At 72.3% G+C, this 19477-nt stretch carries 14 protein-coding genes and 1 pseudogene; 11 read left to right on the forward strand and 4 right to left on the reverse strand.

The window, feature by feature from the left end:
* Nucleotides 1-75: 75 nt before the first annotated feature.
* Nucleotides 76-471 (forward strand): cold-shock protein, encoded by a 396-nt coding sequence (locus ACT26F_RS15765; RefSeq protein WP_471671497.1) that lies wholly within the window; start codon nt 76-78, stop codon nt 469-471.
* A gap of 64 nt (nt 472-535) precedes the next feature.
* Entirely contained in the window at nt 536-1261 is a 726-nt protein-coding gene (locus ACT26F_RS15770; protein WP_471671498.1) for a DUF3027 domain-containing protein, read from the forward strand.
* Between the two features lie 35 nt (nt 1262-1296).
* On the opposite strand, the gene ACT26F_RS15775 is transcribed toward ACT26F_RS15770, so the two are convergent.
* Nucleotides 1297-1653, reverse strand: a complete 357-nt coding sequence (locus ACT26F_RS15775; protein WP_471671499.1) for a DUF2530 domain-containing protein — start codon at nt 1651-1653, stop codon at nt 1297-1299.
* Between the two features lie 41 nt (nt 1654-1694).
* On the opposite strand from ACT26F_RS15775, the gene ACT26F_RS15780 reads away from it, so the two are divergent.
* Together ACT26F_RS15780 and ACT26F_RS15785 are read left to right on the forward strand one after the other, a co-directional pair.
* Entirely contained in the window at nt 1695-2705 is a 1011-nt protein-coding gene (locus tag ACT26F_RS15780; protein WP_471671500.1) for a hypothetical protein, read from the forward strand.
* 25 nt (nt 2706-2730) lie between these two features.
* On the forward strand, nt 2731-3249 hold the full coding sequence (locus tag ACT26F_RS15785) for a gamma carbonic anhydrase family protein (protein WP_471671501.1): 519 nt from the start codon (nt 2731-2733) through the stop codon (nt 3247-3249).
* Nucleotides 3250-3276: 27 nt separating this feature from the next.
* On the opposite strand, the gene serC is transcribed toward ACT26F_RS15785, so the two are convergent.
* On the reverse strand, nt 3277-4389 hold the full coding sequence (gene serC, locus ACT26F_RS15790) for a phosphoserine transaminase (RefSeq protein ID WP_471671502.1): 1113 nt from the start codon (nt 4387-4389) through the stop codon (nt 3277-3279).
* A gap of 155 nt (nt 4390-4544) precedes the next feature.
* Here serC and ACT26F_RS15795 point away from each other — a divergent pair, with 155 nt between their 5' ends.
* The 3 genes and pseudogenes from ACT26F_RS15795 (at nt 4545) to ACT26F_RS15805 (ending at nt 9825) form a co-directional block, all read left to right on the forward strand.
* On the forward strand, nt 4545-6332 hold the full coding sequence (locus ACT26F_RS15795) for a methylmalonyl-CoA mutase family protein (RefSeq protein ID WP_471671503.1): 1788 nt from the start codon (nt 4545-4547) through the stop codon (nt 6330-6332).
* 23 nt (nt 6333-6355) lie between these two features.
* Nucleotides 6356-8452 (forward strand): annotated as a pseudogene (scpA, locus tag ACT26F_RS15800) (methylmalonyl-CoA mutase); the annotation flags it as partial.
* Between the two features lie 32 nt (nt 8453-8484).
* Complete coding sequence (locus ACT26F_RS15805; RefSeq protein WP_471671504.1) at nt 8485-9825, forward strand: hypothetical protein; 1341 nt, start codon at nt 8485-8487, stop codon at nt 9823-9825.
* Nucleotides 9826-9829: 4 nt separating this feature from the next.
* On the opposite strand, the gene ACT26F_RS15810 is transcribed toward ACT26F_RS15805, so the two are convergent.
* The gene (locus ACT26F_RS15810) at nt 9830-10825 is read right to left on the reverse strand and encodes a class I SAM-dependent methyltransferase (RefSeq protein ID WP_471671505.1); all 996 of its coding nucleotides are present in this window, start codon (nt 10823-10825) and stop codon (nt 9830-9832) included.
* 70 nt (nt 10826-10895) lie between these two features.
* Between ACT26F_RS15810 and meaB the strand changes: the two genes are divergently transcribed.
* A complete protein-coding gene (gene meaB, locus ACT26F_RS15815; protein ID WP_471671506.1) occupies nt 10896-11879 on the forward strand; it encodes a methylmalonyl Co-A mutase-associated GTPase MeaB in 984 nt (327 codons plus the stop codon).
* A 46-nt stretch (nt 11880-11925) separates the two neighbouring features.
* The gene (locus ACT26F_RS15820; RefSeq protein WP_471671507.1) at nt 11926-12720 is read left to right on the forward strand and encodes a transglutaminase-like domain-containing protein; all 795 of its coding nucleotides are present in this window, start codon (nt 11926-11928) and stop codon (nt 12718-12720) included.
* A gap of 164 nt (nt 12721-12884) precedes the next feature.
* Here the strand turns inward: ACT26F_RS15820 and ACT26F_RS15825 are convergent, their stop codons facing one another.
* The gene (locus tag ACT26F_RS15825; RefSeq protein ID WP_471671508.1) at nt 12885-14954 is read right to left on the reverse strand and encodes an acyltransferase family protein; all 2070 of its coding nucleotides are present in this window, start codon (nt 14952-14954) and stop codon (nt 12885-12887) included.
* A gap of 83 nt (nt 14955-15037) precedes the next feature.
* On the opposite strand from ACT26F_RS15825, the gene ACT26F_RS15830 reads away from it, so the two are divergent.
* A complete protein-coding gene (locus ACT26F_RS15830) occupies nt 15038-17209 on the forward strand; it encodes a CDP-glycerol glycerophosphotransferase family protein (RefSeq protein WP_471671509.1) in 2172 nt (723 codons plus the stop codon).
* A gap of 178 nt (nt 17210-17387) precedes the next feature.
* Nucleotides 17388-19427 carry a hypothetical protein gene (locus ACT26F_RS15835; protein ID WP_471671510.1) on the forward strand — a complete coding sequence of 680 codons (2040 nt, stop codon included), beginning with the start codon at nt 17388-17390 and terminating at the stop codon, nt 19425-19427.
* Nucleotides 19428-19477: the final 50 nt, after the last annotated feature.

The following is a 19477-nucleotide window of genomic DNA, read 5'->3' on the forward strand; positions in this document are numbered from 1 at the left end:
GAACGCCCTCGAGCCACCTGTGGCGGCCCACTAGACTGGTGGGGTTGCATTTCTCTGACGAACGAAGGATCGGTCATGCCCACCGGCAAGGTGAAGTGGTACGACCCCGAGAAGGGGTTCGGGTTCCTCAGCCGTGAGGACGGTGAGGACGTCTACGTGCGCTCGGACGCGCTGCCCCAGGGCGTCACCACGCTCAAGGCCGGCACGCGCGTCGAGTTCGGCATCGCGGCCGGACGGCGCGGCGACCAGGCCCTGCAGGTGCGGGTCCTCGACGCGACGCCGTCGGTCGCCCAGGCGCAGGCCCACGCCCGTCGCACGCCGCCCGAGGACATGGTCGTGATCGTCGAGGACCTCGTGAACCTGCTCGACGGGCTCGGCGAGGGTTACCGCCACGGGCGTCACCCCGATGCCAAGCGCGCCCGCCAGGTCGCGCAGCTGCTGCGCCGGCTGGCCTCCGACCTCGACGCCTGATCCCGGCGTGGACGGTCGCGCCCCCGACTTGGTGGGTGCTGGGGTGGTGGGGGAGAATCGGGGCATGAGCCCGTCGATCACCGAGTCCGCGCGCGCCGCCCTCGTCCTGGCGGCCGATGCCGACACGATCGGCGACCACCTGGGCAGCGGCGAGGATGCGCCCGGACTGGTCACCGAACGGTTCGCGTGCCTGCTGCCGGGCTACGTCGGCTGGTACTGGGCCGTCAGCGTCTCGGTCCTGGAGGACGACGTCACGATCAACGACGTCGTGCTGCTGCCCGGCGACGAGGCGATCGTCGCGCCCGCCTGGACCCCCTACCGCGAGCGCATCCGGCCCGGTGACCTCGGTCCGGGCGACGTCCTGCCCCCCGACGAGGACGACATCCGGCTCGTCCCGGCCTGGTCGGCCGGCGACGGCGACGACACGGGTGTCGTCGACCGCCACTTCGCCCGCGAGATCGGCCTGGGCCGCGAGTGGGTGCTGTCGCTGGAGGGTCGTGAGGACGCGGCCGATCGCTGGTACGACGGCGACTCCGGTCCCGACACCCCCATCGCGAAGCAGGCGCCCGGCATCTGCGGCACGTGCGGCTTCCTCGTCTCGCTCGCCGGCGACCTCGCCGACCGGTTCGGCGTGTGCGCGAACAAGATGGCCAACTCCGACGGCCGCGTCGTCGCGCTGACCCACGGCTGTGGTGCCCACTCGGGCTCGCGTCCGAAGCGGTCCGCCTCCGCGACGACGCTGCCCGACCCGGTGCTGGACTCCGTGCGCGACGAGCTCGACGAGTTCTGAGTCGCGCGTTGTCCGCTCCGAGGGGCCCGCGCCGGTCAGGCCCGGCGCCGGCGACCGACCTGCAGGTTCGCCTCGGCGGCCGCGGCCTCGGCGGCCTGACGCAGCGCATCGCGACGCCGCTTGCAGAACTCGATGCCCATGAGGCCCAGTCCCAGGCCCGCGATCGCGGCCCACAGCCACCACGTGCGGCCGGTGTCCTGCAGGGTTCCCCAGAACGGCAGCAGCGCCAGCGTGGCGACGCCCCACAGCAGCGTGCCGACCGTCATCGTGCGGACGCCGTCGACGTCCATCGGCTCGACCGCGGCGATCTTGTGCGTCGTGCGACCGATCCCCAGCTCCGTCACCTCGGGACGTTCGAGTTCGGGGATGCGCGGGCGCTTCGACAGGGCCATGACTCCACGATAGCCCGCCGCCGCACGACGGAGGTCGCGCCGTGAACCCCCGGCACCGGCGGCTGCTGATCCCGGGGCTGCTCGTCGCCCTGCTCGTCGTCGTCGTCATCGCGTCGATCGCCGGTCGGTCCGACGCCGCCACGAGCGGACCCCAGGTCGTGCTGGGAGATCCCCGGATCACCGAGTCGAGCGGCCTCGCGGTCAGTCCCGCCCATCCCGACCTCGCGTACACGATCAACGACTCGGGGAACGCGCCGATCGTCTTCGCGATCGACCTGACGTCGGGTGACACCGTCGGCGTGACGCACCTCGACGCCGCCCCGATCGACACCGAGGCGCTCGCCGTCGTCGACGGGACGCTCTGGATCGCCGACACGGGCGACAACGCGGCCGCCCGCGACGACATCGCGCTCTACTCGATCGACGAGCCCGGCCGGACGACGGCGACCGTCACGCCGGCCCGCTACCCGATCGCCATGCCCGGCGGCCCGGCCGACGCCGAGGCGCTGCTCGCGGACCCTTCGACCGGTCGGCTGTTCGTGGTCACCAAGTCGTTGTCGGGCGGAGACGTCCTCGCGGTGCCCGACCTCGACCAGGGCCGCACGACCACGCTGCGCGAGGTCGCCGAGGGCATGCCCGCCCTCGTCACCGACGGCGCCTTCTCGCCCGACGGCTCACGGGTCGCCCTGCTGACGTACGGGTCGCTGTGGACGGTCGACCCGGGGACGTGGACCGTCGTCGGCTCGCAGTCGCTGCCCGCTCTGCGACAGGGCGAGACCGTCGCGTTCGTCGCCCCCGACGCGGTTCTCGTCGGCAGCGAGGGTGCCGATTCGCCGCTGTACCGGGTGACGCTCACGCCGGACGGGGAGTCGCCGGCCACGCTGGACACGATCGCGACGGCGCCGACGAGTGCGCCCGCCTCCGCGACGGCCGACCCCGCGCAGTCCGCCGCCGCCACGGACGGCGAGGGACGCTGGACGCTCGTCCTCGCCGGTGTCGGCGTGGTCGCCCTCGGCGCGGTCGCGGCGGTGCTGCGGCGCCGCACTCGCTGACCGGCGCCGGCGGTACGGTGGCGCCATGCGCATCGCTCTGGGAGACAGGTCGCCACAGGTCGACGACACCGCCTTCGTGGCCGAGACCGCGACCCTCGTCGGATCGGTCGTCATCGCCGAGGGCGCGAGCGTCTGGTACGGCGCGGTGCTGCGCGCCGACAACGAGCCGATCACGATCGGTCCGCGCAGCAACGTCCAGGACAACTGCGCGTTCCACGTCGACAAGGGCAAGCCGGTGACCCTCGGTGAGGGAGTCTCGGTCGGTCACGGTGCGATCGTGCACGGCGCGACCGTCGAGGACCACGTGCTCATCGGGATGGGCGCCATCGTCCTCAACGGCGCCGTGATCGGTGCGGAGTCCCTCATCGCCGCGGGCGCCCTCGTCTCGCAGGGCGCCGTGATCCCGCCGCGGTCGCTCGTCGCCGGCGTGCCCGGGAAGGTGCGTCGCGAGCTGACCGACGAGGAGGTCGCCGGTCTGCACCGCAACGCCGGGATCTACGAGGAGCACCGCGAGCTGCACCGCGGCGCCTCGGTGATCGAGTAGGCGCGGCGAGCCCCGCCTGCTACGCGCTCACGGCCGGAGTTCGGCGACGACGAAGTCGATGCAGCGGGTCAGGGCCGTGATGTCGTCGGGGTCGATCGCGGGGTACATCGCGATGCGCAGCTGGTTGCGGCCGAGGCCGCGGTAGCCGTTGACGTCGACGATGCCGTTCTCCCGCAGCGCGTCCTCGACCGCCTGCGCCGGGACGCCCTCGATGTCGATCGTGCCGACCACGAGGGAGCGCTCCGCGGGGTCGGTGACGAAGCACGTGGCGTACTCGCTGGCCTCGGCCCAGGCGTAGAGCCGCGAGGACGAGTCGGTCGTGCGCGACACCGCGAAGTCCAGACCGCCCTGCGCGTTGAGCCAGTCCAGCTGGTGCGCCATCAGGAAGAGCGTCGCGATCGCGGGCGTGTTGTAGGTCTGGTCCTTGCGGGAGTTGGCGATCGCGGTCGGCAGGTCGAGGAAGCCCGGGACGTACCGGCCGCCGGCCGCGATGCGCTCGGCGCGCTCGATCGCCGCTGGCGACATGATCGCGATCCACAGGCCGCCGTCGGACGCGAAGCCCTTCTGCGGGGCGAAGTAGTAGACGTCGGTCTCGCTGAGGTCGACCGGCAGCCCGGCCGCGCCGCTCGTCGCGTCGGTCAGCACGATCGCGCCGTCGTCGATCCCGGTGGGCCGGACGACGGGGACCATGACGCCCGTGGAGGTCTCGTTGTGGGCCCACGCGTACGTGTCGACGCCCGCCGTCGCATGCGCGACGGGGTGCGTGTGCGGCGCCGACTCGACCACCTCGGGGTCCTCGAGGAAGGGCGCGCGGGTCGTGGCGGTGGCGAACTTCCGCGTGAACTCGCCGTGCACGAGGTGCTGGGCCCGCCGCTCGACCAGGCCGAAGGTCGCCGCGTCGAAGAAGGCGTGCGAGCCGCCGACGCCGTAGACCACCTCGTAGCCGTCGGGCAGCGAGAAGAAGGAGTGCAGTCCCTGCGTGACGTGCCCGACCAGGTTCTTGACCGGGGCGGAGCGATGCGACGTGCCCATCAGCGTCGTGCCGGTGGCGGCGAGCGCGGCGAGCGCGGCCGGGTCGACCTTGGACGGGCCCGACGCGAATCGGCCGTCGGCGGGCAGGAGCTCGGTGGGGATCTGCACGCGCCCATTGTGGCGCAGGGGGCGACTCAGCCGAACGCGCGACCGAGCATCATGGCGCCGAGGAAGGTCAGGACGCACACGGCCGCGAGCAGGAGCAACTGCTTGGAGGACATGCGGAGGATTCTCCCAGATCCCGTGCGGCTACCATGCCAGCCATGGCAGGAGACCAGCCCACGGTGCCGCTCGCAGAGGGCATCGAGCACGATCAGGCGGAGTGGGAGCAGGCGACGGCGGCGGTCCTGCGCAAGTCCCGTCGGCTCGCCGAGGACGCCCCCGACGCCGACGTGTGGTCGGTCCTCGGGACCACGACGCTCGACGAGTTGACGATCACACCGTTGGGTACCGCGGCCCTCGTCGCGGACCTGCCCGAGATCGGCCTGCCGGGCCAGGCCCCGTACACGCGCGGCTCCGGGACGGCCGACCCCGACCTCGTCGGCTGGGACGTCCGCGGCTGGTTCACCGATCCCGCGACCGGTCCCGACGACGTGGTCGCCGAGCTGGAGAACGGCGCGAACTCGCTGTGGCTCACGGTGGGCGAGCGGGGCATCCCCGCCGACCGGCTCGCCGACGTGCTCGAGCCCGTCTTCCTCGACCTCGCACCGGTCGTGCTGGACGCTCCGTCCGATCCGATCGGCGCCGCCGAGACGTTCCTCGCGGTGTGCCGCGACAAGGGCACCGCGCCGCATCCGCTCACGAACCTGGGCGTCGCCGGGACGGACCTCTCGGCCGTCGTGCGCGGTGCGACCCTCGCGAGGGAGGCCGGCGTCCGCGGTGTCGTCGTCGATGCCGCCCGCCTGCACGACCGCGGCGCGTCCGACGTCCAGGAGCTAGCGTGGTCGATGATGGTCGCGACGACGTACCTGCGCGCCCTCGAGGCCGAGGGATTCACGACGGACGAGGCGGCCGCGCAGCTGGAGTTCCGCTACGCGGCGACCGACGAGCAGTTCCCCACGATCGCCAAGCTCCGCGCCGCCCGTGCCCTGTGGAACCGGGTCGGCGAGATCAGCGGCATCGGTGAGGACGCGCGCGCCCAGCGCCAGCACGTCGTCACCTCGCGGCCGATGATGGCGCGCTACGACTCCTACGCGAACATGCTGCGCACGACCGTCGCCGGATTCGCCGCGGGTGTCGGCGGCGCCGACGCCGTCACGGTCCTGCCGTTCGACGAGCCGCTCGGCCTGCCGACGCCGTTCAGCCGCCGGATCGCGCGCAACACCTCGAGCCTGCTGATCCACGAGTCGCACGTCGCCAAGGTCATCGACCCGGCCGGCGGCGCGTACGCCGTCGAGAAGCTGACGGACGACCTCGCGATGGTCGCGTGGGAGCTCTTCGTCGAGCTCGACGGCCTCGACGAGCTCGAGGGCGTCAACGACCTGGCCGTGGCCGCCGAGCGGATGGAGCCGCTGATCGAGGCCGTGCGGTCCGACCGCGCGCGGCAGATCGCCGAGCGCAGCCGCCCCATCACGGGCGTCAGCGAGTTCCCGAACCTCGCCGAGACGCTGCCCGACCGCGCTCCGTACCCGGTCACGCCGGAGGTGTTCCGCTACGCCGGCGAGTACGAGGCGCTGCGCGACGCGCCGGCCGCCCAGCCGGTGTTCCTCGCCACGATGGGCCCGATCTCGGCCCACACGGCGCGAGCCACGTTCGCGACGAACCTGCTCGCCGCCGGGGGCATCGCGGTCGGTGTCGCCGGGGCCACGAGCGGCGTCGACGACCTCGTCGAGGCGTACCGCGAGGCCGGCCAGCCCGGTGTCGTCTGCCTCGCCGGGACCGACGCCGTCTACGCCGAGTGGGGCGCCGACGCGGTGACCGCGCTGCGTGCCGAGGGAGCCTCGCACGTCGTCGTGGCGGGCAGGACCGATCTCGGCCAGGACGTGTCGGCCGCGATGGGCCTCGATGCGCTGGCCTTCCTGCGCGCGATCCGAGAGGAGCTGGACCGATGAGCACGCCCAGGAGCTTCGCCGGCGAGCCGTGGCAGTCGCCCGAGGGCATCGCCGTCAAGCGTCTCTACACCGCCGAGGACCTCGACGGCCTCGACGCGCTGGACACGTACCCGGGTCTGACCCCGTTCCTGCGCGGGCCGTACCCGGCGATGTACACGACCCAGCCGTGGACGATCCGCCAGTACGCCGGCTTCTCGACGGCCGAGGAGTCCAACGCGTTCTACCGCCGCAACCTCGCGGCCGGCCAGAAGGGCCTTTCGGTCGCGTTCGACCTCGCGACCCACCGTGGCTACGACTCCGACAACCCGCGCGTCGTCGGCGACGTCGGCATGGCGGGCGTCGCGATCGACTCGATCTACGACACGCGCACGCTCTTCGAGGGCATCCCGCTGGACCAGATGAGCGTCTCGATGACGATGAACGGCGCCGTGCTGCCGGTCCTCGCGCTCTACATCGTGGCGGCCGAGGAGCAGGGCGTGAAGCCCGAGCAGCTGGCCGGGACCATCCAGAACGACATCCTCAAGGAGTTCATGGTCCGCAACACGTACATCTACCCGCCGTCGCCGTCGATGCGGATCATCTCCGACATCTTCGCCTACACGGCGCAGCGGATGCCGCGGTTCAACTCCATCTCGATTTCCGGCTACCACATCCAGGAGGCCGGGGCGACGAACGACCTCGAGCTGGCGTACACGCTGGCCGACGGTGTCGAGTACATCCGCGCGGGCCTCGACGTGGGCCTGGACATCGACGCGTTCGCGCCGCGGCTGAGCTTCTTCTGGGCGATCGGCATGAACTTCTTCATGGAGGTCGCGAAGCTGCGTGCGGCCCGGGCGCTGTGGGCCCGGCTCGTGAGCGACTTCGACCCGAAGAACCCCAAGTCGCTCTCGCTGCGCACGCACTCGCAGACCTCGGGCTGGAGCCTGACGGCGCAGGACGTCTTCAACAACGTCCAGCGCACCGCGATCGAGGCGATGGCGGCGACGCAGGGCCACACCCAGTCGCTGCACACGAACGCGCTCGACGAGGCGATCGCCCTGCCGACCGACTTCAGCGCCCGCATCGCCCGCAACACCCAGCTGCTGCTGCAGCAGGAGTCGGGCACGACGCGCACGATCGACCCGTGGGCCGGCTCGTACTACGTCGAGAAGCTGACGCACGACCTCGCGAACCGCGCGTGGGCGCACATCCAGGAGGTCGAGGCGGCCGGCGGCATGGCCAAGGCGATCGACGAGGGCATCCCGAAGATGCGCGTCGAGGAGGCCGCGGCCCGCACGCAGGCCCGGATCGACTCGGGCCAGCAGGTCGTCGTCGGCGTCAACACCTACCGGCTCGCCGAGGAGGACCCGCTGGACGTCCTCAAGGTCGACAACAAGGCCGTGCTGGCCTCGCAGATCGCGAAGCTCGAACGCCTGCGGGCCGAGCGCAACGACGACGACGTCCAGTCCGCCCTGCAGGCGCTCACGGTCTCGGCCGAGCGCGGCGCGCAGCGTCAGTCCGGCGGTGACGGGTCGCTCGACGGCAACCTGCTCAAGCTCGCGATCGACGCGGCCCGGGCGAAGGCCACGGTCGGCGAGATCAGCGACGCGCTCGAGAAGGTCTACGGGCGCCACCAGGCCGTGATCCGTACGATCTCGGGTGTGTACCGCACCGAAGCCGGTCAGTCGGGCAACATCGCCCGCGTCATCGAGGCGACCGACGAGTTCGAGCGCGCCGAGGGCCGCCGTCCGCGCATCCTCGTCGCGAAGATGGGCCAGGACGGTCACGACCGTGGCCAGAAGGTCATCGTGACGGCCTTCGCCGACATGGGCTTCGACGTCGACGTGGGCCCGCTGTTCTCGACGCCGGAGGAGGTCGCCCAGCAGGCGGTCGACGCCGACGTCCACGTCGTGGGGGTCTCGTCCCTCGCGGCGGGGCACCTCACCCTGCTGCCCGCGCTCAAGCAGGCGCTCGAGGAGCAGGGCCGGCCGGACATCATGGTCGTGATCGGTGGCGTCATCCCGCCGGACGACGTCGAGACGCTCAAGCAGATGGGCGCGGCCGAGGTCTTCCTGCCGGGCACCGTGATCGCCGACTCGGCGCTCGAGCTGCTGGAGAAGCTGCGCGACGCGGAGTCCTGAGCCGCAACTGCGAGTTGCACTAGCATGCGGGAGTGGACGACCGGCTTGCACTGATGGACCAGGGCTCGTTCCTCGGCCTGCGCGCGCTGGGGTACCAGCCGTGCACGCTGCTCACCTGGACGTACGAGCGCCCCGTCGACCTCGAGGCACTCGCGCGATTCGCCGAGAACCTCGCCGGCACGCTGCTCGGGCGACTTGTCGAGCCCTCCCCGCTGCCCGGCGGACGGCATCGGTGGGTCGCGCTGGAGCACCCGCCGACGCTCGAGGTCGAGTCCGCGGCGCGTCCGCGCGATGCGATCCACGCGTGGACCGACGAGCTGGCGGACCGCGGCGTCGACCCCGAGCGCGGACCGGGCTGGCGCATCGGCGTGCTGCCGCTGACCGACGGCGGCACCGCGGTGGCGATGGTCGGCTCGCACACGCTGGGCGACGGGATGTGCAAGCTCGGTGCCATCGCGGACGCCGTCAACGGTGTCGCGCGGCGGCCTGACTACCCCGTGCGCGGTCAGCGCAGCCGGTGGCGCGTCCTGTGGGCCGACGTCGCCGGCCTCGTCCGTGGGATCCCGGCCGTGCTGCGTGCCGTCGCCGCCGGGGTGCGGGTGGCCCGATCACAGCCACGCCCGCAGCTGCCGACGCCCCGGCCGCCGGCGCGTGCGGCCGTGACCGCGGGGGCGGGATCCCCGTTCCACGCGCCGGCCGCGTGCGTGCGGGTCGCGCAGGCCGACTGGGACGCCGCCGCGGCCCGGCTCGGCGGCACGAGCAACTCCCTGGCCTCCGCCGTCGCGGCGCGGCTGGGCCTGCGGTTCGGCCGGGTCGGGTCCGACGGCACGGTCAGCCTCGCGGTGCCGGTCAGCGTGCGGGTCGAGGGCGACACCAGTGCGAACGCCCTCGACTCGGTGGTCGTGCCGGCCGACCCGGACGGCCTCGACCGCGACCTGACGCCGCTGCGGGCGGCCACCAAGGACGCCCTGCGGGAGCGGGCCGAACAGGCCCACGACCTCGCGGCGGTGCTTCCGCTGGTCCCGCTGACCCCGCCGGCCGTGATCCGGCGCGCCGAGCCGTTGGCGATGGGCTCGGCCTCCTCACCGGTCGGCTGCTCCAACCACGGGCACATCGATCCGGCCGTCCTGCGCATCGACGGCGCCGACGCGGACGACTTCTGGGTGCGGCTCAGCGAACCGGGCCGGACGCCCGCAGGGCTCGACCGGATCGGCGGTCAGCTGTACGTCCTGAGCGGTCGCGCGCTCGACCTCGTCTACGTCTCGGTGCTCGCGCAACCGGTCGGCGGTGGGCTCGATCGGCCGGGCCTGCACGCGATGCTCGCCGACACGCTCGCCGAGTTCGGCCTCACGGCGGCGGTCACCACCGCGTGACGGCTCAGGCGGTCGTGCGGCCGTAGCGGGGCAGCTCGGCCAGCCGCGCGTAGAGCCCTGCGAAGTCGGCGTGGTCGCCGCCGGCCTCACGCAGCGCGACCGCCTCGGCCCACACGTCACTGCCCAGCAGCGCCACCGGATCGACGGACTCGCTGCGGTCGAGACGCGCCTGCGGCACGACCTGGGGATCCTCGGCCAGCAGCCGGGACTCGAACTGCGCGTACGCGTCGTCCAGGACGGTGTTCGACGGATCGAGTCCCGCGATCACGGTCGTTCCGGTCGGGCGGGTGTTGACGTCGATGATCGTGAGATCGGGGCGGTAGTCGCGCAGCACCTCGATCGCCTTGTAGACGTCGCCCGTCCACTTGCGGGTGCGGCGCACGCGGTAGGCCTCGAGGTGGGTCCGCGGGAGCATGTCGTCGAGCACCACGATCGCGCCCGGCGCGGCGTGCTTCTCGGTGTTCATGAAGTCGCGCACGACGAACTCCGACAGGTGCATGCCGTCGATGAACGCCAGGTCGATGCCCGTGCCGCCGAAGTGGTCGAACGCGTCCGGGCGGACGAAGAACTCGTCGCTCGTCGTGCGGAACGAGCGCAGGTCGCACGCGATCTCGGACGTGAGGTGGTAGTCGGGGTCGACCGCGATCGTCCGGGCGCGCGACAGGGTGAGACTCTCGCCGTTGCGCATGCCGATCTCGAAGTACGTCCGGGGCGCGAGCGCGGTGTGCAGGCCGCCGAGCAGCTCGTGCCGGCTCATCGGCGCGGCGGGGCGCTGCACGAGCTTGGCGTCCGCGTTGAGCCGGCGCTCCTCGGCCGTCAACGGCGCCGGAGCGGCCTCGGCCTGCTGCGTCGCCGTGGCGGGGCCGGCGTTGCGCCCCTCGACGTCCAGGACGGAGATCGCGGCCCGGCGTGCCTTGGCCTCGGCTCGCTTGAGCTTCGCGAGGGTCTCGTCGCCGGCGACGTTGCGGACGGCGTCGGCCGCCGTACTGCGGAATCCCATGGTGCTCCTCGAGAGGCTCGGGGGAGGTCGGGTTCAGGCTACCGGGCACGGGACTGACTACGATGCTCGCGTGGTGGACGTGTCAGAACTGGTGACCGGGGTCCGGGAGGGCCGCCGTGCGGCGATCTCGCGGGCGATCACCCTCGTGGAGTCCCGCCGCGACGACCACCGCTCCGCGGCGCGCGAGCTGCTGACCGAGCTCGCCGCGGCGCCCGACTCGGCCGTCGGCGGAGCCGTGCGCGTGGGCATCTCCGGTGTCCCGGGGGTCGGCAAGTCCACGTTCATCGAGGCGCTCGGCACCCACCTCACCGGCCGTGGCCACCGCGTCGGCGTGCTCGCCGTCGATCCGTCGAGCGTGCGCACGCGCGGCTCGGTCCTGGGCGACAAGACGCGCATGGCCCGACTGTCCGTCGACCCCGACGCCTACATCCGGCCGTCGCCCAGCGCGGGCAGCCTCGGTGGCGTCGCGCGCGCGACCAGCCAGGCGCTGACGGTCCTCGAGGCCGCCGGCTACGACGTCGTCCTGGTCGAGACCGTCGGTGTCGGCCAGTCCGAGATCACGGTGGCCGGCATGGTGGACACCTTCCTGTTCCTCACCCTCGCCCGCACGGGCGACCAGCTGCAGGGCATCAAGAAGGGCATCCTCGAGATCGCCGACGTGATCACGGTCAACAAGGCCGACGGCGAGCGCGTGCGGGAGGCCGAGGTCACCGCCAAGGACCTCGCGGGCGCGTTGCGACTCGTCCACGCAGGCATGCACGACTGGGTGCCGCCCGTCCTGACCTGCTCGGCCATGGAGGGCTCGGGGATCGACACCGTGTGGAGCCGGATCATCCGGCACCGCGAGTACCTTGGCCACCGCGGCCTCGACGAGAAGCGCGCCCAGCAGCGGCTCGAGTTCACGTGGACGCTCGTGCGCGACGAGATCGAGCAGCGGCTCGCGACCGACGAGCGGGTCGCGACGGTCCGCGCCCAGGTCCGCGCCCAGGTGCTGGCCGGCGAGCTCGCCCCGGCGGCGGCGGCCGACGAGATCCTGCGCGCCTTCGACTCCTGATCCCGCGCGAGGGGCGTCATTCGTGGTGGCGTGACACCCTAGGTCGGTGAAGCGCACCGTGACCGCCCTGCTGGAGCTCTACGCCTTCGGGCGCGTCGACCTGATCGTGTCCCTCGCGGTGGCGTCGAACGTCATCACGTCCAGTGAGCGGCTGACGGTCACGCAGGACGGCGAGGACCTGGACTTCCACGAGATCGAGGGTCGCCACGGCACCCGGCTGCACCGCATCGACGCTCCCGCGGGCCGCGTCCGGATCGAGTACGAGGCGGTCGTCCTGGGGCACGCCTCGCCGATCGCGACCGACGAGCTCGACGTCATCGAGTACCGCCGTCCGAGCCGCTACGCGGAGTCGGACCGGCTCCTGCCGATCGCGAAGGCCGAGTTCGCCGGCCTCACCGGCAAGGAGCTGCTCGACGCCGTCAGCTCGTGGGTCGGCACCCACCTGTCGTACGTGCCCGGCAGCAGCCTGCCGACGGACGGAGCCGTGCAGACGATGCTCCAGCGCCAGGGCGTGTGCCGCGACTACGCCCACCTGGTCATCGCGCTGATGCGCGCGCACGGCGTGCCCGCGCGGCTCGTGTCGGTCTACGCGCCCGGGCTCCAGCCGATGGACTTCCACGCCGTGGCCGAGGCGTACGTCGACGACGAATGGCACGTGGTCGACGCGACGGCGCTGGCGCCGCGCGAGACGATGCTGCGGATCGCGACCGGTGTCGACGCCTCCGAGACCGCCTTCCTGTCCCAGTACGGAGCGGCGGTCAACCTCAACAACCTGCGGGTCTCGGCGGTCGTCGACGACCTGCCCGACGACGACATGACCGAGCTCGTCGCGCTCGGCTGAGCGGGGGCAACTCCGCGCGACACGCCGAAAGAACCACGGAACTAGTTCCAAAGGACTAGTGCTTGGGGTAGGGTCTCCACATGCGAACGCCGCGGCGCCGCATCACCTCGGGGGGGTGATACGGCTCGCGGCATCGCTGTGTCCGGGCCCTGGTGCACCAACGCTCACGAGGGCTCGGGCAGTGCCCCCAGGCCCACGAGCGACCGATAGACGTACGGCGTCAGGGTCTGCACGAACGTCACGCTCAGGTGCGAGTTGTCCCGGTAGGCGTTGACGCCGCCGATGATCGCGGGGCACGTCGTCTCGTCGCAGTAGAAGTCGGTCAGGTCCAGCACCTGGGCGCCGGCGACCTGCTTGCCGGCGGCCAGGAACGGGTCGAAGTAGTCGAAGGCGTCCTCGCGGCTGATCGCGCACGCGTCCGGGGTGACCTGCTCGAGCGCGGACAGGCACTCCTGCGGGCTGGTGGACCGCCGGGGGTTGTCGCGCAGGGCCACGATCCTGACGTCCCGGTCGATGAGCGGCTGCCACACGGCGGCCATGCTGTCGACCTTCTCCTCGTCGGAGCCGCCGCCGAGCTGCTTGGCGTACCCGGTCGTGAGGATCAGGTCGGTCGTGTCGGCGCGGTCCTGCAGCCACGTCTGCAGCTTGGCCTTCCACTCCTGGCACGTGCTGACCCGCACGGGATCCTTGTGGTCGATCTCGTCGCGTGACCACGAGCAACTGCTGCGCAGTTGCGCCGTGACGGTGATGAGGCCCTGGTCGGCCATGCGCACGAGCGCGGGCAGGAACGAGCGCGCGTGCGAGTCGCCCACGAGGACGACGTGCGGCAGGGACGCGTCCGCGTCGTCGCCGAACGTGCAGTCGATGTTGAGCTCGGTGTCGTGCGGCTGGCCGAAGCAGCCGGGCAACTGGGCGTAGTCGGACGCGACCGCCTCCGGGGAGGGGATCAGCTGGTCGTCGAGCGCGGGGTTGTGACAGGGCTTCTCGGGATCGTGGGAGGCGGCGCCGAAGCAGCGGGGGGCGTTCTCGACGAGCGCCTCGGCGACGGTGGCGGCCCGCTTCTCGGAGGCCACGGCGGACTGGTGGCCGGCGAGGGACGCCCCCACCAGGACGGCCGCGCCGACGAGCGTGAACGCGCCCGTGACGGCGGGTCGGCGCAGGGAGAAGCGGTGCGTGAACCGGACGGGGTCCTCGACCCAGCGCTTCGTCGCCCACGAGGCCGCGATCGTGCCGACGAGGATCCCGACGCGAGGCCACAGTCCCAGCTCGTGACCGAGGACGAACGGCAGGATCACGATGGGCGGCCAGTGCCACAGGTACATCGAGTAGGAGATGTCGCCGAGCGTCGTCGTGGGCCGCCAGCGCATGAGTCGCGCCGGCGACAGCACTCCCGTCGGCTCGCCGGCCCAGATCACCGCGACCGTCGCGACGACCGGAACGATCGCGGCGGTGCCGGGGAACGGGGTCGACGCGTCGTACGTCACCCCGCACCACGCGAGGGTCAGGAAGCCGGTCCACGACAGGGGTGCGGCCCAGGACCGGTGGCTCACGGTGCTGGTCGTCGCGAGCGCGAGCAGGGCTCCGGCGCCGAACTGCCACGCGCGCGCCGGCGTGACGAAGTACGCGGCCGGAGGGTTCGCCTGCGTGATCCACAGCGAGTACGCGAGGCTCGCGACCGTCGCGGTGCCGAGTACGAGGCCCACGACGAGCCGGCGCGAGCGACCGAGGCGGATCGCGAGCACCGTGGCGAGCAGCACCAGCAGCGGCCACACGAGGTAGAACTGCTCCTCGATCGACAGCGTCCAGTAGTGCTGGACCGCGGTCGGGGCGTTGTCCGCGGCGAGGTAGTCGACCGAGTCGGCGGCCAGGGCCCAGTTCTGCACGTACAGCGCCGAGGCGATGACCTGCTTGAAGTTCTCGCTCCAGTACATGACCGGCAGCCACAGCCAGACCGCGACGGCCGACGTCGCCAGCACGAGGTAGGCCGCCGGCAGGAGGCGACGTGCGCGGCGCGCGTAGAACCGGGCGAGGTCGATGCGACCCGTCTCGGCCGTCTCGCGCAGGAGGTGGCCCGTGATGAGGAAGCCCGAGATGACGAAGAAGACGTCGACGCCGATGTAGCCACCGGACATCGGGCCGGGCCACAGGTGGTACAGCACGACCAGGAGGACCGCGACGGCGCGAAGTGCCGTGATCTCGGCCCGGAATCGGTGCTGGGGAAGGCTGGCGGGCACCGATCCACCATACTGAGCCACCCTGAGCCGGACCGCGCGTGGCTACAGTGGTCCCCGCTGGCCAGCCGACCGGAAGGAGCACCGTGGGAACCGTGCGCCGCCTCGTCGACCGACTGCGGCACCGCCGACCCACGGACGCGTCGGCACCGGCCGTGGCCGCGGACCTGCGCCGGCTCGTGGCCGATCTCGCGCTCGTGCCTCGCCGCGACGACGCCTTCTGGGACGACGTCCGGGCGCGCGCCGCCCGCGCCGTCGAGCAGGACTCGTGGCGGCAGCTGCGCGTGCACGACCGCCTCGCGGTCTGGGCGGCGGCCGAGGGTCGCCACGCCGCGTTGGTCAACGCGCTCGTCGACCGCAGCGAGCACGGTGCGACCTACGCGATCGACCGGGGGACCGGACTGGTCCGACCCGGGTACGCCACGAGCGCACCGGATGCCGTGCTCCAGCCCCTGCCCGTGGACGTGAAGCCCACGGTGCGCTGGGCACCCCACGTCGCCGACGGCCACACCGTCGTGCGCGGCCACATCTCCCTGAGCGGGCTCGGGTGCGCGCCGGACGACCTCGTGGAGGTCGCACTGCTGGTGGCCGGGCATGCCCCGGTCCCGCTCGCGCTGGAGCGACGCGACGACCCGCTCGCCCCGGGCCGCTCGGGGGAGCGCTGGGTCGACGTCACCTCGGGAGGGTGGTCGGTCGAGGTCCCCGATGAACTGCTGGGCACCGGTGCACCCGCCCTGCTCGCCGTGCGGATCGTGGCCGCGGGCCACGAGCGCGCGGTGGAGGTGGGACCGCTCGTGCGCGTGGCCGACCCTGCCGTCGTGGTGGCCTCCACGAGCATCGAGGGCGCCACCGTGCGGCTCGACGTGGCGGCCCCCGAGGGCACCCGCCTGCGGCTGACCGGTCGGCTCTCCTCGCACGAGGTCGAGGTCGCCGGCGGCACGGCCGTCCTCGATCTCGATCCCGTCCCCGAGATGGGCGAGTACGCGGTGGTGGCCACGGCGCCGGACGGCACGACCCTGCCGGTCGCGATCGCGGCCGACCACCCGGCGGAGGCGATGGGCGAGCGCTTCGCCATCGACTGGTCCCACGACCACGGCACGTGGGGACTCGTCCTGCGCACGCCCCTGTCGCCGGACCAGCGCGGCCGCTTCCACCAGCGCCTCGTCGTGGACGAGGTCGCGGCCGAGGATCCGCCGCTGGACGAGTCGCTCGTCGTCGCGGCCAGCTTCGCGGGCCGCGGTGGCTTCGACAACGTCGCACCGGTCGCGCTGGGCCTGGCCGAGCGCCGGCCCGGGACGCGCGTGCTGTGGTGCATCGCCGACTGGTCCGTGCCACATCCTGCGGGGACCGAGCCCGTCCTGCTGCATTCGCGTGAGTGGCATCGGGCCCTGCGCTCGGCGGGGGCGATCGTCAGCAACGCGGCGCTGCCGTACTACTACCGACCGCGGCCGGGCCAGCAGTACCTGCAGACGTGGCACGGCACGCCGCTCAAGCGGCTCGACCGCGACGTCACGGGCGACCACCTCTCCCTCGGCTACATGGAGCGGATGGGCCGTGAGGTCCAGGGCTGGACGGCCCTGCTCGCGCAGAACGACTTCTCGCACGACGTCCTGCCGCTGGCGTTCGGGTACGCCGGCCCGGTCCTGACGACCGGCTATCCGCGCAACGACCGGCTGAACGATCCGGACGTGCGCGATGCCGTGCGGGCCCGGTTCGGTGCCGGACCCGGCGACCGCGTCGTGCTCTACGCGCCGACGTGGCGCGAGACCCAGAAGTCCGGCGGCGGCTTCGGCTGGGTGATGCTGCTCGACGTCGCGCGGCTGCGCGACGAGCTGGGCGAGGACGTCGTGGTGTGGGTGCGCGGGCACGGCAACACCGCCGCGGACCAGCGCCCCGTCGCCTCGGGCGCGGTCGACGTGACCGACCACCCCGATGTCACCGAGCTGATGGCCGGCGCGGACGCGCTGGTCACGGACTACTCGTCGGTGATGTTCGACTTCGCCGGCACGGAGCGGCCCCTCGTCTTCCTGGCGCCCGACCTCGAGGACTACCGCGCCGACCGCGGCTTCTACCTCGACCTCGAGGAGCTGGGTGCCGGGCCGGTCGTCACCGACACCGATCAGGTCGCCGCCGCGCTGCGACCCGGCGAGACCGATCGCTGGACCGAGGGCCGCGCGGCGTTCCGCCAGCGCTTCGCCCGGCTCGACGACGGCGGGGCCACGGGCCGCGTGCTGGACGCCTGGCCTCCGGCGGGTTGAGCGCGTCCGGACGGGACCGGGCAGTGCCCTCCTGAGTCACGAGGGTCACGTCAGTACCTGCCGTCTCGACTGTCACGGCCGGAGCGCGGATTCCTCACGAATACCGGGGAAATGATGCTGTGCGCGGCCTGTGAGCCCTAGGGTTTCGGCCACCGGGGGGACACGCTGAGGAGCACACATGAAGCGTCCTGCCGTTCTGGTCGTGTCAGCCGCACTCGTCGGATCCGCGCTCGTGCTGGCCCCCGCGCCGGTGGCCTCCGCGGCGACGTGGGGCCCCGACGTCCGCATCGCGTACGCGTACCGGAACGACATCATGGTCGCCCACCCGAGCGGCTCTCCGTCCGTCAACATCACGGAGGACGTCGCCGGAGTGGCCACCACGCCGACGATCTCGCGCACGGGCCGCTACGTCAGCTACCGGCTGGGCGTCGACACGTGGATCTACGACTTCCAGACCCGCACGCACACGAAGGTCGGCACGTTCGAGTCCCGACCCGACTTCTCGCCGACCTCGGACGTCGTGACGTTCGGCAAGTACGCAAATGGGAAGCACGATCTCTTCACGCGGAACGTCGACGGCAGCGGACTCGTCAATCGGACGAACGAGACGACCGAGAGCCACAACCTGGGCCCGACGTGGGGAGCGGACGGGTCGTCGCTGCTCTACTCGCGCAGCCACGGGGTGCGCATGTGCCGGGTCGACCGGGGCGGATTCGACGAGCTGAACTACGCGAACCGGCTCTACCGGCTTCCCCTCGGCGGGGGTGCTCCGACACTCGTCGCAGGCAATGACGACCTCTACGTCGGAGCCGCGGGCGAGGGTGGGGGCACTCTCGCCTACGTCCAGCACGACGTCCCGGCCTCCGGGCCGGACGGCTACTGCCTTTCAGAGCCCGACGACAGCGGAGAGCTGGTGGTCAACGGGACCGTCGTCGGCCCGGCCTGGCACGTGCCGCCCTCGGTCGACGCCGCGGGCAACGTGCTCTACACCGACGCCAGCACGGTGAAGCTCGTGCCGTCGGGCACGACCACACCTGAGTCGCTCTTCCCGGGGACCGAGCCCGACTGGGGCGTGGCCTTCGTGCCCACCACCGACTGCACCATCACCGGCACGGCGAACGACGACCGGCTGAACGGCACGGCGGGCAACGACGTCATCTGTGGTCTCGCGGGCGACGACGTGATCTTCGGCCACGGCGGCAACGACGTGATCCGCGGCGGCGAGGGCGAGGACCAGCTGGTCGGCGGCGTGGGCAACGACCGACTGTTCGGAGAACTCGACAACGACGTCCTGCGCGGCGACGAGGGGAACGACCACCTCGACGGCGGCGCGGGGATCGACCTGATCACCTACTTCACCTCGCGCACGAGGCTCACGGCCGACCTGGGCCGACGGACCGCCGCGTCCTCGTCCCACGGGCGCGACTCGCTCGCCGCGATCGAGAGCGTGTTCGGGTCGAAGACCGGCGACCTCATCGTCGGTGACGCCCGGAGCAACGCCCTGTACGGAGGTCCGGGCAAGGACGTCCTCAAGGGTGGCGGCGGTTCCGACCTGCTGTGGGGCGGCGCGGGCAACGACGCCTCGTACGGCGGCGGTGGTCGCGACCTGATCGAGGACACGAGCGGCAAGGACCTGCTGAACGGCCAGGGTTCGCGCGACACGTGCGCGAAGGACCGTAAGAACGACCGCGTGACGTCGTGCGAGCGCGTCGACCGCAAGGACCCGCCGAAGACAAAGGGTCCGCGACCCGGGGCCGGCAGTGGCGTGGTCGCCGCCGTGGCCGGGCCTGCCGACGCGGCCCAGCCGGCCGCGGCGACCGGGACCCGGTACTGGTACCTCGGCGACAACGACTACCTGTTCGTCTACTCCCGTGACTTCACCCAGCGGATCGGCGCCATGCCCGACGCGGCCGGCCAGAAGTACGTCTGCCAGATCCTGCGCTACACGCCGGCCCGGACCGCGTGCTCGGCCGCGGGAGCACTCAACGCCGTGCAGAAGTACCAGATGGCGTGGTTCCTCTGGAACGCCAAGGCGAACGGAGGATGCGCGATCGGCATCCTCGACTGGGGCCGGCACGGGGTCAACCAGTTCGCGAAGCGTTGGAAGGTGCGTCCAGCCCAGTCGGCCCGCTACAACACGGCACTGCCTTGGGTGACCGGCGGCCGGTACAGCGACGTGAAGACCGGGAACGGCGTCCTGCGCGTGTACTGCTCCTGACCGCCCGTTCGCGCCGACGATGCGCGACGGCTGGTTCAGCCGGGTGGTTC

It is taken from the genome of Aeromicrobium sp. SP1, assembly GCF_055663785.1.

Bases quoted from the DNA above. Each gene is read 5' to 3' on its own strand.
- ACT26F_RS15765 (WP_471671497.1), top strand. From the start codon at position 76: ATGCCCACCGGCAAGGTGAAGTGGTACGACCCCGAGAAGGGGTTCGGG.
- ACT26F_RS15770 (WP_471671498.1), top strand. From the start codon at position 536: ATGAGCCCGTCGATCACCGAGTCCGCGCGCGCCGCCCTCGTCCTGGCG.
- ACT26F_RS15775 (WP_471671499.1), bottom strand. From the start codon at position 1,653: ATGGCCCTGTCGAAGCGCCCGCGCATCCCCGAACTCGAACGTCCCGAG.
- ACT26F_RS15785 (WP_471671501.1), top strand. From the start codon at position 2,731: ATGCGCATCGCTCTGGGAGACAGGTCGCCACAGGTCGACGACACCGCC.
- ACT26F_RS15795 (WP_471671503.1), top strand. From the start codon at position 4,545: ATGGCAGGAGACCAGCCCACGGTGCCGCTCGCAGAGGGCATCGAGCAC.
- ACT26F_RS15810 (WP_471671505.1), bottom strand. From the start codon at position 10,825: ATGGGATTCCGCAGTACGGCGGCCGACGCCGTCCGCAACGTCGCCGGC.
- ACT26F_RS15835 (WP_471671510.1), top strand. From the start codon at position 17,388: ATGAAGCGTCCTGCCGTTCTGGTCGTGTCAGCCGCACTCGTCGGATCC.